Below are 12262 nucleotides of genomic sequence, written 5' to 3'. Positions count from 1 at the left end.
AAATTAAAACCAATAAAAATGGGATTATTAGAATCATTACAGTGGAGATATGCCGCTAAAAAATACGACCCTTCGAAAAAAGTAAGCGAAGAAAATATAGATAAGATTGTGGAAGCCGCCAGATTGGCACCAACTTCCTCAGGACTGCAACAGTTCAGGGTTTTGGTGGTATCCAACCAGGAACTGAAAGAAAAACTAAGCCATAATGCTTTAAACCCTGAAGTGATGGTGGATTGTTCTCATGTTTTAGTATTTGCCGCATGGGATAATTATACCGAAGAACGTATTGATGCCATCTATGATCGCACCACAGATGAAAGGGGATTGCCGCGCGGAAGGTTTTCCAGTTATACAGACAAGATCAAAGGCATTTATTTAAATGATGAAGCAGCTGAAAAAAACTTCATCCATACGGCACATCAATCCTATATTGGTTTTGCCATGTCAATTGCGATGGCTGCTGAATTGCGGGTAGACAGTACACCTGCTGAAGGTTTCGACAGTGCATTGGTAGATGAAGTATTAGGCTTAAACGAAAAAGGATTGCGCAGTGTCACACTGTTGTACCTAGGTTATCGTGACCAGGAAGGCGATTGGTTAGCCGGAATGAAGAAAGTACGAAATCCGAAATCAGAATTTGTCATCGAGTACCGTTAATTATTTTTATTGGAGGGAATTTTTATTTTTCCCTCCAATTGGTATTTAAACTGCACATTCGTTAATAAACCGGTCTGATCCGGTTCAGATTTAACCTGTAAAAGGAAAGCTTTGAACATGCTGCCACGGTCCGCCCAGGTACTTCCAGAGGTCGAGACCGGTTGCCACCGCAGTAAAAGGGACAAAGTGATGCTGAATATCAGAAAGTAAGGCCCTGGCCGTTGCAGGTTGAACCTTATTCTGAATGGTCACGTGTGGCCTGAATTTTTGCCTGTCCTGCGGAATCAAATCAGCCTTAAACAGATCAGCAAGATACTGATGCAGCCGCATAATTTCATCGCTGTTAATTTCATAGGCAACGCCGTTGCCCAAATGCATTGGCTTAGTGATCTCCAGCTCAAAAGCTGAACCTTTCAATTCAGTAATTTTTCCAATGGTATTATGTTCATCAGGCAATTGATGAAAAAGTGTAAGGTGTGCATCCAGGTAATTAATCGCCGGTGGAAAATGCTTTTTGCGTTCTCGGTTAAAAAATGCCTGACTTTCAGCATCTAATTGCAGGGTTAAAGTGCATACACCTGCCATTATTTGTTTTCTCCCTGATCAGGAAGAAGATCCGGATGGCGGTATTCCATTTCATCAGCCAGCAAACCAAGCAGCGTTTCATCAAAACCTGAATCATTTTTACAGATATGAAGTACATGACAGCTATCGGGCTCGAATGAAGCGACCATTTTGCCTTCATAAAACACGGTGTACTTACAGGTTTCCCCATCGCGGAAAGGATACTGAGCCACTTCAAATTCATAGGTGTGCTGGTCGGCTTCGTGTTTTATCTTGTATTTTTCCATAATTTCAGGATGCCATAAAAAGCCCTGCATGTGGGGCAGGACTAAATATTTACGCTCTTGATGTTTTTAAAAAGGAGATTTCGGATAATGCTTTCTGGATGCCGTCTCGTTGCCTGGTTAATAAACCAATATGATCGGCATGTGTTTCCGGATGCCCGATCAAAGCATCATATTTTTCAATGGCTGCTTTTTCACCGGTTTCAACTGCGCCTAAAACAGCCACATCTTCTTTGCTGCTCAAGGCTTCCTTAATGTCGATCCAGGTTCTGTGGATCGCACCTAAAATACCACCCTCATCATTATCTGAAGATCCGCCGTGTGCGGCCAGGTGCGCCTTAAGTTCCAGTTCGTAAGCCTTACGTTCGGCAGCAAACTGAAGAAAGATGGCTTTTAAATCTGCACTTTCCGTTGTTTCAGCAGCAGATTCGTATCCTTCTTTTCCATCATTTATAATCGATACCAGGCTTTTAAGGTCACTGATGATTTCTTGATTATTTTCCATTTTTTATAATTTAGTTATAGGAGAAACTGATCTCCTCCTTAATAGTTTGCAAATTTTATAAATAGCTGCATGATAAAATATGAGGAGGGATATTTAAATTGGATGCAATTTTTGCTTTCTGATCAGATCTGTTATAAAGAGCCGGCAAAAAACATGTACCTTTCCTGTTGCGTTAAGCTTGTTTTTCATGTTCTTCAATATATTTGGCAATGGCTTGCCTGCCGCTCGTACCGGCTGCCTTAGCATATTCCTTATACTTTTCAGCGCTGATGCCGGCTTGCTGTGCCGCATATGAAATATCATTCGGATCGTTAAGATCTACTTTAGCATCATCACGACCATCGTCTTTTCTAATCTTATCCATATCAGATAAACAACATTCTGGACCATAAGGTTTAGCATTATCGCCATTGGGCAGCTATTTTCTGGCTATGTAACCGAAAAGAATCGCGCCGAATGCAAAAAATCCATTTTATCCTGAACAAATGTTAAATTTTTACTGTTGAAATAATAAGTAAGCCGCCGGAGTGCAGCATACTTTCCGGATGGATAGGCCTGGCCAGGTATCGATCCGGATGTTTAAACGGTCACAAAAATTTAACAAAATATGCTTAATCAAGATCAAAAACCATTAATAAACCCCTTAAATAGATACCCTCAACCACCCTTTGAAAAACAGCCGCAGGAAGTTCCCGGTCTGGCTTCTAAAATGAATCCTGTTCCGGATCATGGTGAAGAAAGTTATAAAGGTTCAGGAAGGCTCGCCGGCCGCAAGGCGCTGATCACCGGTGGTGATTCTGGCATAGGCCGGGCAGCAGCCATTGCCTATGCCAGAGAAGGAGCAGATGTAGTAATTAATTATCTACCCCAGGAGCAATCTGATGCAGATGAAGTACTGACATGGATAGCAAAAGCTGGCAGAAAGGGTTTTGGGATTCCTGGCGACATCACCAGTGAAGCCTTTTGTCAATCACTGGTGGCAGAAGCCGCGGAAAAATTAGGCGGAATAGATATTTTGGTGAACAATGCCGGGCACCAGCAAGCTGTAGATTCACTCCTGGATATCAGTACCGAACATTTTGATACCACCATGAAAACAAACGTGTACGCCCCGTTCTGGATTACTAAAGCGGCATTGCCGCTGCTGGCAGAAGGTGCAGTGATTATTGCCACCAGTTCGGTACAGGCCTATGATCCTTCAGAAAATTTATTCGATTATGCCCAAACCAAGGCCGCGAATGTAGCCTTTGTTAAGTCACTGGCCAAACAACTGGGGCCAAAAGGTATTCGTGTGAATGGTGTCGCACCCGGCCCCGTGTGGACGCCCTTACAAACCAGTGGCGGGCAGCCGCAGGATGCCATCGTCAATTTCGGTGAGGTGACGCCATTGGGCCGACCGGGTCAACCGGCAGAGCTGGCCGCTATCTATGTGCAACTTGCAGACAGCGATGCCAGTTATGCCACCGGACAAATTTATGGTGCAGCAGGCGGAAACGGACATCCGTAGTTGAAATTTAGTTATCTGGAAATAGGCCGTCTTATCAGTTATCATGTGATGGCCTATTTTTTTGCCCGTCACTTTTCGTGTTCAGGCAACCACCGGGCAAAAGCACTTGTCGCCCTTCGGTGCCGTTTTGACTGTGGTTGCAAATAAGTTTGCAAAACGATATGTTTTATGAATAAAACACGAGACTTAGCTAATTATTATATATCGCAGCGTATGATTTTGTTAGACTATTATTCATCACATCTGCGCCATGCTTTGTGAACAATTGCATCCAATTCCTCATTTGATATTTCTTTATTGCAACTAATGCTCTTCCAGTCTAATGAATGAAAGCCACTTTGTCGATTACTTTCTCCTCCATTTAAAGTTGGTACTAAAATTATTTTCTCATTAGTCTCCCATATCTCCGCGAGAAAAAGCATTTTCACATAGCTCATGATATGTTTGAAAGCCATGAGCAGCTAAGAATTTTTGCAAGTGTTTGCCTGCCAGTCTGTGTTTATGCTTTTTAAATAAGAAGTTATAGCGCGTTAAGTCGAGATGCAACTACCATGCCGCGACAATACATTAGTGGTGTGCTTATGGTAAAGCTGGGTTTGATAAAGTTATCACCTACAATCTTATTTCTAAGACCTAATATTGTTGGCTAAAGTTACAACACAAAACATTGACTTTTCGATTGAACCAATTATTACTATTATTTTTTTTATTATTCTGCCGCGCTGGCAGGAGGTTCTTCAGACCTAATAGTCATTTTTCTTCCCCATGTGATACTTGAAAATATCCCGTCACGATATACCCAGGCATGTAACAATGCTGCCGAAAAGTGTCCTACTACCATAAAGAAAAGTGCCCAGGCCATCACCCTGTGAGCGTCATGTAACAATGCATATAAAAGTGGGCTCTGCGGTAGGATTGGAGAAAGATTTACACCTGGAAACAATTTTACCGGAAAACCTCCGGCAGACAATTGTGCCCATCCGGTGAGGGGCAAAGCCAGCATCATACCGTAAAATAGCCAGTGCAAGGTTCCTGCTGCTTTCGATTGAAATTTGGACATGCTAACAGGCATTTTTGGTACAGGAAAACTTAACCTGTTTATAAAACGGATAATGACCAATAGCAGGATAGCTATACCTAAAGGCACATGGAGGTCAAGTAACCAGGGCCTCCAGGTTAGGGAGGTCATCATACCTAAGCCGACAAATATCATAGCCAGTATCATTGCTGCCATAAGCCAGTGCAATATTCGCGCGGTAATATTGAATTGCGTTGGAGGAGCCGATGGTCTATTTTTCTTTCCAGACATGGTTACTTGTTTTTAGGATTATCATTTTGATGTTTGACTACTGCATCCGTAGCCTTACCATAGCCGATCTCCCGTACACGATCGCTATGCGAATGAGCATAAATGCCTGCCCGGGCTCGCAGAACCGGGTCATCAGATAGGGTAATTCCTTTTGGTACACGGGTAGGATCGAAGTTAACATCCCGGCAACCACCATCCGCCTGGTCAAAAACATGGGATACTTCCAATGTGCCGGCCACTATCTGTCTGCGGCTTTCCGGCCATACCTGTGAAGGGTCATTTACCGCATCACCTGGTTCCGCTAATGTAATAACCAAATCCCAGTATAAAGGACCTTTTTGAATACGCTTTTTCAAATCTTCAAACAGGAAATCGTGGCTGGCTTGTTTACGTTGGCTTACGCTCCACGAAGTGAATGCCGCATGTGGCCGCATAGACCAGCGTATTGCCTGCTTTTTGCCATTTTTATCAATTAAAATGAACGAATTAATAACGTTGTACTGTGCTCCGGCGAAACTGCGGGTCCAGGGTGCAGTCGCATCCCATTTTACATATTTCTTTGCTTCCGGATATTCTTTCAAAAAAGCGGTCACTCGTGCCGGATCCGGAGATCCCGTAGACGGGTTGGGCTTATATGCCTCCATTTGTTTGAGAAAACCTTCTGCATCACGGGTAGCAAAAAAAGGTTCATTGTTCAATTTCATCCGCCATTGTTCTCCGTCATCAGCAGTAAGCATCAAGGCCATACTGGCCGTTCGGGTGGAATTATCAGGGGCATAGGGATCGGGACTACCTAATGAGAAACGGCCTATAACCGGAACTTTTTGCTGGGCAAACACGCTCGCAATAGAATATGGTACAGCTTCACCAGAGGCACGGAAAGTGCCCTCGAAACAAATACCTTTACCATGGGCACGACGGTAGCCTGCAGGATATGTCTTAGGCGTGTCCTTTAAAAATGTTCTGGTAGTAATACGTCCGCCAATCAGGCCTGCTGACCAGGCAAACGCCAAAACTAATGTTCCTGCAATCAGCAGAATACCACACAATATCAACGGAACACGCTTTGTTCTGAGATAGGTAACTAAAGCCTCTTTTTTCATAATAGCCCAATATGATTAGGTGCCGGTGTGCAAACTACAATAGTTTGTCTTGATGTGTATTTTTCCATTTCTATTTAATTACCGCACAAATGTAGCGTAAGGGAGAAAGAAAAAAATTACACTTTCCAGCTAAAAAAAAGGACTTTACTGCTTTAAGAATTCTTTTGGGGTCAGGCCTGTATGTTTTTTTGTAAAACGGGTAAGGTAAGCGGGTTCAGTAAACCCCAGATCATATGCTATTTCTTTCACGGTCTTTTTACCGAGATGCAATTCCTTGCGGATCTCCATAACAATGCGATCCTGAATTAGATACTTTAGATTTTTATTGGTGATGCTATCGCAGATCTGATTGAGCTTTTTTGCTGAAATATTTAACTGTTTGATATAAAAGGCCGTTCCTTTTTCTTTAATAAAATGCAGTTCTATCAAACTCATCAGTTTTCCGAAAACGGGATAATCTACATAATCTCTGGGCCCCGGGCTTCCTTCAAAAATAGATGACACCTGAAATAAAAGCGAAAAAACATAGCTTTCCATCATTAAAGCCCTGTTATCGGCACCGTACTCCGTCAGAAGTAAATCAACGATTTTCCCCATTGTTATGGCACTTTTACTGTCAAAGGATACCAGCTTGTTTATAAAATACCCATTCAGATAATCGGAACCGATTTTCTGGTTGATCCAAAAGAATACATCATTATTAATTAAGAATAAATAGCCTTCTTTATCAGTCAGGTCTATTTTAATATTCTGGTATGGGTAAATGACCACGGCCTGATGGCCATGCATTTCAAAGTCAGTAAAATCAATACTAAAAGTAATGGTTCCGTTAATCTCCGTACTCCATAGCACTTGATGGAAATTAAACCGCTGATAATAATCGAAAGTACCAGCACGTAATTCCTCCAACCTAAATACCTCTATAAATGGGGATTGTGTTACAGGCTTATTTAGGTAATTTTTCAAAAACGCGATAGATTAATGGAGATAAATATAGGTTAAAATTTTCTTTGTATAAAAAACCCTCTTTATTGACTAAGTATTACTTTGTTGATGTGCAGAACTGAATTGTTGTGACTAAGACAAATTAAAAACTTTTTCTAAATGTTCGGGATACCTTTCTAAGGTGCCTGAGATGCCGCCATCTTTGTAAATATCAAAACAGTTGTAATCCGGCACAATTTCCACCCCGCAAAAACGATAAGTCGTTGTAATATTTATTAAGGCATCAGTTGTACTTCTACCTTCATACAAAAGCTGATCGCTATTGTCAAAACTTTCCTTTGGCGCATTCCACGTACTACTAACCATAAATTTCTTTCCCATCATTTTTCCACCTGTTCCATATTGTCTGGTCGGATCCTGACGTGTTCTGCCATCGTTTTCAAAGAATGTCGATTTAATGAATCCGCCGTCAAAAACTTCATCCACGTATTTTTTATATATCCAAGGCGTACTAAACCAATTAATTGGGGTCTGTAAAACGATGATATCTGCTGCCAGATGTTTTTCTACCTCTATATCCACATGATATCCATCCTCAACTTTAGTTTCTAAAACTTCGAAACCCTTTGACAGGAAAAAGTCTTTTGCTTTTTGATGAAATGCCTGATTTAATAATCCCTCCGACCGATTAGGGTAGGTTAGATGTGCATTGATCAAGAGCACTTTTTTTGTTGTATTCATTTTAATTTTATTAAGTATTATCAGTTATTATGATTTTGTGTTTAGTTTACCATTTATCAGCAGCAATGATCTATAACTAATTTCAGTATCATAGCTATGGGAATCACTCACCAATTACATGGGGAACAGCCTTCAATTGATAAAGCAAAAATATGTATATTCGCTTGTATAAAGTTAGTTGTAACCTAAAGGTTAGTACTATCATAAAGGTTAGTTGCATAAAATAGATGGAAAGTGAAAACGATAAAAACGAATTCAAAAGTTTAATCTGTATTCAAAGTTTAAAGGCTATTGAGGATGCTCTGCATGTGCTGGGAGGTAAGTGGAAATTACGTATTGTAGTAGGAATCGCTAGTGGATATAATCGCTTTAATGAATTACAGCGGGCTGTGGAAGGTATTTCTGCCAGGGTGTTGTCAAATGAGTTGAAGGATTTGGAAACAAATGGGGTTATAGTTCGTAAAGTTGAAGCGGGAGCCACACCTGTTATTGTTAGTTATGAGCCAACTGAATATGCGAAGACAGTTATTCCCATTGTAAATACCCTGGCTGATTGGGGGAAAAATCACAGAAATAAACTACAGAATGAATGTCCTTTGTAAAGGAATCAAAATGAAAGAACTTGTATCAAGCTTTATTCCTCGCGGCTATCATATAAAGCACTTTTTTCAATATTGCATTTAGCTTATTTAGAACTGTCTTATGCGGCTAGAATTCTCCCAATTCCCAGCTACACTGTCGATCCAATAACTTCAAGAACTTTTCCTAGCTCTTTTGCATAAGCCAACTGAAGCCGATGAAGCTTCCCGGGGATAAGTTTTATAAGAGTGAATTGCTTTCGGAGTATAAGGAAAGCAGGAGAAGGGGCAGAGTGTGATATGGATTGTTCCACAGCTTTCCGGCAAGGTGCTTATTGCCGGCCTTTGGCTTCGGAGGTTGGTTGCGGTTGAATAAATGTCGTGTAAATGGTATTTCCGGTGCCAACCATAACCATTCATTTCTTTTGCTAAAAAGATAATTTTGCCATGCCACATCTGAGGGCAACATTGTTGCGTCTATTTCGTTTGTATCCATGATGTTAAAGGATGTCACTTGCATGCATCAATAGAATCTCAGTCTTCTAAAAATATATGGAAAAACACGGGAACAGTAAACATATTGACGGTAAAAGCCTTAAACCAAATCTTTCCAGGATCGTTTTGGTTATGGCGGTTGCCTTATTAATTATGGCCATGATCATTTGCTTTAGTTCCGGTTTTCGGACAGCAGTGCCGGAAATTATTGTAGCCTTTTTATTACTTGCAATTGGCTTTAGGAATTTTACCTTATTAAAGGGCTTTAGTTTTACATTGCTGATCTGTGCAGCAGTGACGACATCTTTAAGTTATCCTGACTATTTTATCTCATATCACGAGTTTAAATTTGCATTGCTCATTACTCCCTTGATCCAAATCATTATGTTTGGTATGGGGACATCTATGCATGTTAAAGATTTTGTAAACGTATTAAAAATGCCTAAAGGAGTATTCATCGGTGTTTTCAGTCATTTTTTAATCATGCCCTTACTGGGGTTGACTTTGGCCAGTATAAGCGGGTTTAAACCTGAGATTGCTGCCGGGATTATTTTAATTGGGTGTTCACCTAACGGAATGGCCTCAAATGTGATATCATACCTGGCAAAGGCCAATCTTGCCTTGTCGGTTACGATCACAGCCGTTTCAACATTACTGGCACCATTGATAACGCCATTACTGATGAAACTGCTTGCGGGAGCATTTATTGACATCAATGTTGAAAATATGATGTTCGATATTGCCAAGATGGTGATTGTACCGATTGTTTTAGGTTTAATATTTAATCGATTATTGCGGCATAAGCATCAGTGGGTTGAAAAAATTATGCCTTTAATATCTATGTCTGGGATTGCGTTTATCATCATGATTATCACAGCTGCAGGGCATAACAGTTTATTGGATATAGGGTTCAAATTAATATTACTGGTACTGATTCATAATCTGACCGGATATGTTTTAGGTTATTGGTCAGGGAGGTTATTTAAAATGGAGGAACGTGACTGCAGAACTATGGCTATTGAGGTGGGCATGCAGAACGGCGGGTTAGCATCGGCCATAGCCAAAGAGATGGGCAAAATGGCCACTGTTGGACTTGCTCCTGCGGTATTTGGTCCTTTAATGAATATCACAGGTTCCTTGCTTTCTTCTTATTGGCACAGGAAACCAACTAAAAACGAGGTTGCTTACAGGGCACCTTCACGGTAGTTTTTTAATTTCTTTGACTGGAAACCAGACAATACTTATTTACCTATAATTTTCTTAATTGCTCTGCCGTTTTTCCTGAATTTCCAGTTGCCTCACCGAGACTTATGGCTTGCCCGTAGCTATTTAATGCCAATTCGTATTACCTATTTGTATGATAGGCTTTCCCAAGACTACCGAATAGATTGGCATTATTGGCGAACTCTTTATTGCCAATACGGAGTTTGTCATTTTCAATGGTTTGACTATATTTTTAATCACAAATTCAGCAAACGGTATTCCGCTTGCCTTTTCAATTATTCTTGCTTTTCTGTTCACATATCTTCCGGGAAAGAATTTGTTGTCGTATGATCTCCCGTACTTTGGGAGCCGTAGACACTTTATTAAAAAGGATTTGATAGATGCTGAATTTAGAAGAGTTGTTGCCAACTGATGCTTCTTTTCTGACCTATCCCTTTCGTATCTATCTATGGTTGCAGTTATCGAGGTCATTCGTGCTGGTTTGCAAACAATTTTTTGATTTTTAATTGTTCCTCAAAACATTTTTTCATCTTTGAATATGCTTCCGATTATTTTTTATAAACAGCCAACTAAAATATGACCAGTGAGCAAAAGGCATGGGATGAATTTCGGTACGGTGATGAGCGTGCGTTGAAATTTATATTTGATGCTTATTACGAATTGCTCTTTAATTATGGTCATAAATTTACACCAGATGATCATCTTATAGAGGACATTATACAGGATCTGTTTGTTAAGCTTTGGATTGACAGAGAAAAAATCAATGCTACAAATTCTGTAAAAAATTATATTTATAAGGCTTTCAGAAGGCGTTTAATCCGAAAATTGGATTATTTGCCAAAGATTATGGCTTTTCCTGCGACAGAAGAAAAAATAGCCTTTAATATTGAACTGGGCCATGATCATCGCATGATCAGTGCAGAGCGAACCAGGAAGATTCAGGAAAATCTTGCGATTGCACTTGATAAAATGACGCCTCGCCAGCGGGAGGTTATTCACCTTCGTTATTTTGAGGAAATGGACTTTAATGAAATTGCGGATGTGATGCAACTTTCTACAAAAGCAACCTACAAACTACTTTACAGGGCGATTGATTCGCTAAAGCAACACCTGCCAAGGTTTGATTACTTACTGATACTTTACCTGCTGAATCTCTCCAGAAAGTAACTGCACTTACCAGCTCTTTTACTCCACTCAAAAAATTAATGAGTTGCTTGGGGTAAAATGTGAATTCTATGTGTATATAACATTAATAAATCATGAATAACTTGAAAGCAACTGATTACAGCAGCTATAGTGCGCTGGATTTCTTTGACGATGAAAACTTCATACAATACGTTTTGCATCCTGACCAAGCCAGTAAAATGCTTTGGCAAAAGGTATTATCGGCACATCCCGACAGGGAAAAAGAAATGGCAGAAGCGGAAAGTTGGATACTGATGTTACATCGTCAGCAAATATACACTGCTCAAAATAGTGCTGAATCCATCTGGGGACAAATCAGCGAAAGGATTGCAAGACACGATCATTTGGAACGTTCTTATGTGATGCCGCTTAAACGTGCAGGTAAATGGATGTCTGCCATCGCTGCAGGCTTAGCCGTTTATTTTACTATCGCTGAACTGATGCAGCAAGGAAAACAGGTGGTCCGATCGGATTACGGAGAATTGCGCAGTGCGACACTTCCCGATTCATCTGATGTGATGTTAAACGGTAATAGCCGGATTCACTATGTACGCAACTGGCGTTCTGATAAACCTAGGGAAATATGGCTGGAGGGTGAAGCTGCATTTGCAGTGAAGCACGTGGCGCTAAAAAACAGATTTCAGCAAGCCGACTCATTTAAGGTTCACGTAAACGGTTTAGAGCTGACTGTATTGGGTACTAAGTTTAACATTAAAGATAGACGAGGTCGTACGGAGATCGCTTTGCTGACTGGAGGCCTGAGAATTGAAAAGAAGGGACCATTTGCTTTCTCCAGGATCATGAAGCCGGGCGATGTATTGGTATACGATGGCAAACAGATTCTTAAAGAAACACAAAAAGTTGCGGCTGCAAGTGAGTCCTGGACGAAAAAAGAGCTCAATGTGGAAGGCTATACGATAAACGACATTGCCGAAATACTCGAAGATACCTATGGTTACGAGGTGACCATACATGCTGATGATCTCAAGGGTAAACGACTTTCGGGCGCAGTCCCTTCAGGTAGTGCAGAAGACATCCTTTTTGTAATTAAAAAAGTATTTGATGTAAAAGTTATCATCAATAAAAATCAACTCCTGATTACGCATGAGTAGACATAGACCTTACCGTATGAAATAGATTAACCTCAACAAACTAAACCAAACCA

14 protein-coding genes are annotated in these 12262 nt (G+C 40.6%); 6 read left to right on the top strand and 8 right to left on the bottom strand.

All coding sequences use genetic code 11. From position 1 onward, the window contains the following. Positions 1-18: 18 nt before the first annotated feature. Entirely contained in the window at positions 19-657 is a 639-nt protein-coding gene (locus CBW18_RS12975; RefSeq protein ID WP_088301762.1) for a nitroreductase family protein, read from the top strand. Between the two features lie 90 nt (positions 658-747). Here CBW18_RS12975 and CBW18_RS12970 read toward each other — a convergent pair whose 3' ends face one another. The 4 genes from CBW18_RS12970 to CBW18_RS12955 all read right to left on the bottom strand — a co-directional run bounded on the left by CBW18_RS12970 (position 748) and on the right by CBW18_RS12955 (position 2374). Beyond that, complete coding sequence (locus CBW18_RS12970) at positions 748-1242, bottom strand: 2'-5' RNA ligase family protein (RefSeq protein ID WP_088301761.1); 495 nt, start codon at positions 1240-1242, stop codon at positions 748-750. Next, positions 1242-1508: a hypothetical protein gene (locus CBW18_RS12965; protein ID WP_140418677.1), complete on the bottom strand. Its 267-nt coding sequence runs from the start codon at positions 1506-1508 to the stop codon at positions 1242-1244. Before CBW18_RS12965 ends, CBW18_RS12970 begins: the two co-directional genes overlap by 1 nt. Positions 1509-1557: 49 nt before the next feature. After that, positions 1558-2010 (bottom strand): PA2169 family four-helix-bundle protein, encoded by a 453-nt coding sequence (locus tag CBW18_RS12960; RefSeq protein ID WP_088301759.1) that lies wholly within the window; start codon positions 2008-2010, stop codon positions 1558-1560. A gap of 172 nt (positions 2011-2182) precedes the next feature. Beyond that, positions 2183-2374 carry a hypothetical protein gene (locus CBW18_RS12955; protein WP_088301758.1) on the bottom strand — a complete coding sequence of 64 codons (192 nt, stop codon included), beginning with the start codon at positions 2372-2374 and terminating at the stop codon, positions 2183-2185. Positions 2375-2617: 243 nt separating this feature from the next. Here CBW18_RS12955 and CBW18_RS12950 point away from each other — a divergent pair, with 243 nt between their 5' ends. Continuing rightward, entirely contained in the window at positions 2618-3517 is a 900-nt protein-coding gene (locus CBW18_RS12950) for an SDR family oxidoreductase (RefSeq protein ID WP_088301757.1), read from the top strand. A gap of 709 nt (positions 3518-4226) precedes the next feature. On the opposite strand, the gene CBW18_RS12940 is transcribed toward CBW18_RS12950, so the two are convergent. The 4 genes from CBW18_RS12940 to CBW18_RS12925 form a co-directional block, all read right to left on the bottom strand. Then, a complete protein-coding gene (locus tag CBW18_RS12940; protein WP_088301755.1) occupies positions 4227-4826 on the bottom strand; it encodes a cytochrome b in 600 nt (199 codons plus the stop codon). Between the two features lie 2 nt (positions 4827-4828). Beyond that, complete coding sequence (locus tag CBW18_RS12935) at positions 4829-5929, bottom strand: catalase family peroxidase (RefSeq protein WP_088301754.1); 1101 nt, start codon at positions 5927-5929, stop codon at positions 4829-4831. A gap of 144 nt (positions 5930-6073) precedes the next feature. Next, positions 6074-6895, bottom strand: a complete 822-nt coding sequence (locus CBW18_RS12930; RefSeq protein ID WP_088301753.1) for an AraC family transcriptional regulator — start codon at positions 6893-6895, stop codon at positions 6074-6076. 111 nt (positions 6896-7006) lie between these two features. Continuing rightward, positions 7007-7615 (bottom strand): NAD(P)H-dependent oxidoreductase, encoded by a 609-nt coding sequence (locus CBW18_RS12925; RefSeq protein WP_088301752.1) that lies wholly within the window; start codon positions 7613-7615, stop codon positions 7007-7009. Between the two features lie 227 nt (positions 7616-7842). Here CBW18_RS12925 and CBW18_RS12920 point away from each other — a divergent pair, with 227 nt between their 5' ends. The 4 genes from CBW18_RS12920 to CBW18_RS12895 all read left to right on the top strand — a co-directional run bounded on the left by CBW18_RS12920 (position 7843) and on the right by CBW18_RS12895 (position 12209). Next, positions 7843-8217, top strand: a complete 375-nt coding sequence (locus CBW18_RS12920; protein ID WP_088301751.1) for a helix-turn-helix domain-containing protein — start codon at positions 7843-7845, stop codon at positions 8215-8217. Positions 8218-8745: 528 nt separating this feature from the next. After that, positions 8746-9894 carry a bile acid:sodium symporter family protein gene (locus tag CBW18_RS12910; protein ID WP_088301749.1) on the top strand — a complete coding sequence of 383 codons (1149 nt, stop codon included), beginning with the start codon at positions 8746-8748 and terminating at the stop codon, positions 9892-9894. Positions 9895-10488: 594 nt separating this feature from the next. Then, entirely contained in the window at positions 10489-11079 is a 591-nt protein-coding gene (locus CBW18_RS12900; protein WP_088301747.1) for an RNA polymerase sigma factor, read from the top strand. Between the two features lie 92 nt (positions 11080-11171). Further along, the gene (locus CBW18_RS12895) at positions 11172-12209 is read left to right on the top strand and encodes a FecR family protein (protein ID WP_088301746.1); all 1038 of its coding nucleotides are present in this window, start codon (positions 11172-11174) and stop codon (positions 12207-12209) included. Positions 12210-12262: the final 53 nt, after the last annotated feature.

This window comes from Pedobacter sp. AJM, from assembly GCF_002197755.1.
Taxonomy (GTDB): Bacteria; Bacteroidota; Bacteroidia; order Sphingobacteriales; family Sphingobacteriaceae; genus Pedobacter.
The sequence above is the reverse complement of the archived record's forward strand: the minus strand, read 5'-3'. Positions and strand labels throughout refer to the sequence as shown.

Excerpts from the sequence above, each read along its gene's own strand:
- CBW18_RS12975 (WP_088301762.1), top strand. The coding sequence starts at position 19 with ATGGGATTATTAGAATCATTACAGTGGAGATATGCCGCTAAAAAATAC.
- CBW18_RS12970 (WP_088301761.1), bottom strand. The coding sequence starts at position 1,242 with ATGGCAGGTGTATGCACTTTAACCCTGCAATTAGATGCTGAAAGTCAG.
- CBW18_RS12965 (WP_140418677.1), bottom strand. The coding sequence starts at position 1,508 with ATGGAAAAATACAAGATAAAACACGAAGCCGACCAGCACACCTATGAA.
- CBW18_RS12960 (WP_088301759.1), bottom strand. The coding sequence starts at position 2,010 with ATGGAAAATAATCAAGAAATCATCAGTGACCTTAAAAGCCTGGTATCG.
- CBW18_RS12955 (WP_088301758.1), bottom strand. The coding sequence starts at position 2,374 with ATGGATAAGATTAGAAAAGACGATGGTCGTGATGATGCTAAAGTAGAT.
- CBW18_RS12950 (WP_088301757.1), top strand. The coding sequence starts at position 2,618 with ATGCTTAATCAAGATCAAAAACCATTAATAAACCCCTTAAATAGATAC.
- CBW18_RS12940 (WP_088301755.1), bottom strand. The coding sequence starts at position 4,826 with ATGTCTGGAAAGAAAAATAGACCATCGGCTCCTCCAACGCAATTCAAT.
- CBW18_RS12935 (WP_088301754.1), bottom strand. The coding sequence starts at position 5,929 with ATGAAAAAAGAGGCTTTAGTTACCTATCTCAGAACAAAGCGTGTTCCG.
- CBW18_RS12925 (WP_088301752.1), bottom strand. The coding sequence starts at position 7,615 with ATGAATACAACAAAAAAAGTGCTCTTGATCAATGCACATCTAACCTAC.
- CBW18_RS12920 (WP_088301751.1), top strand. The coding sequence starts at position 7,843 with ATGGAAAGTGAAAACGATAAAAACGAATTCAAAAGTTTAATCTGTATT.
- CBW18_RS12910 (WP_088301749.1), top strand. The coding sequence starts at position 8,746 with ATGGAAAAACACGGGAACAGTAAACATATTGACGGTAAAAGCCTTAAA.
- CBW18_RS12900 (WP_088301747.1), top strand. The coding sequence starts at position 10,489 with ATGACCAGTGAGCAAAAGGCATGGGATGAATTTCGGTACGGTGATGAG.
- CBW18_RS12895 (WP_088301746.1), top strand. The coding sequence starts at position 11,172 with ATGAATAACTTGAAAGCAACTGATTACAGCAGCTATAGTGCGCTGGAT.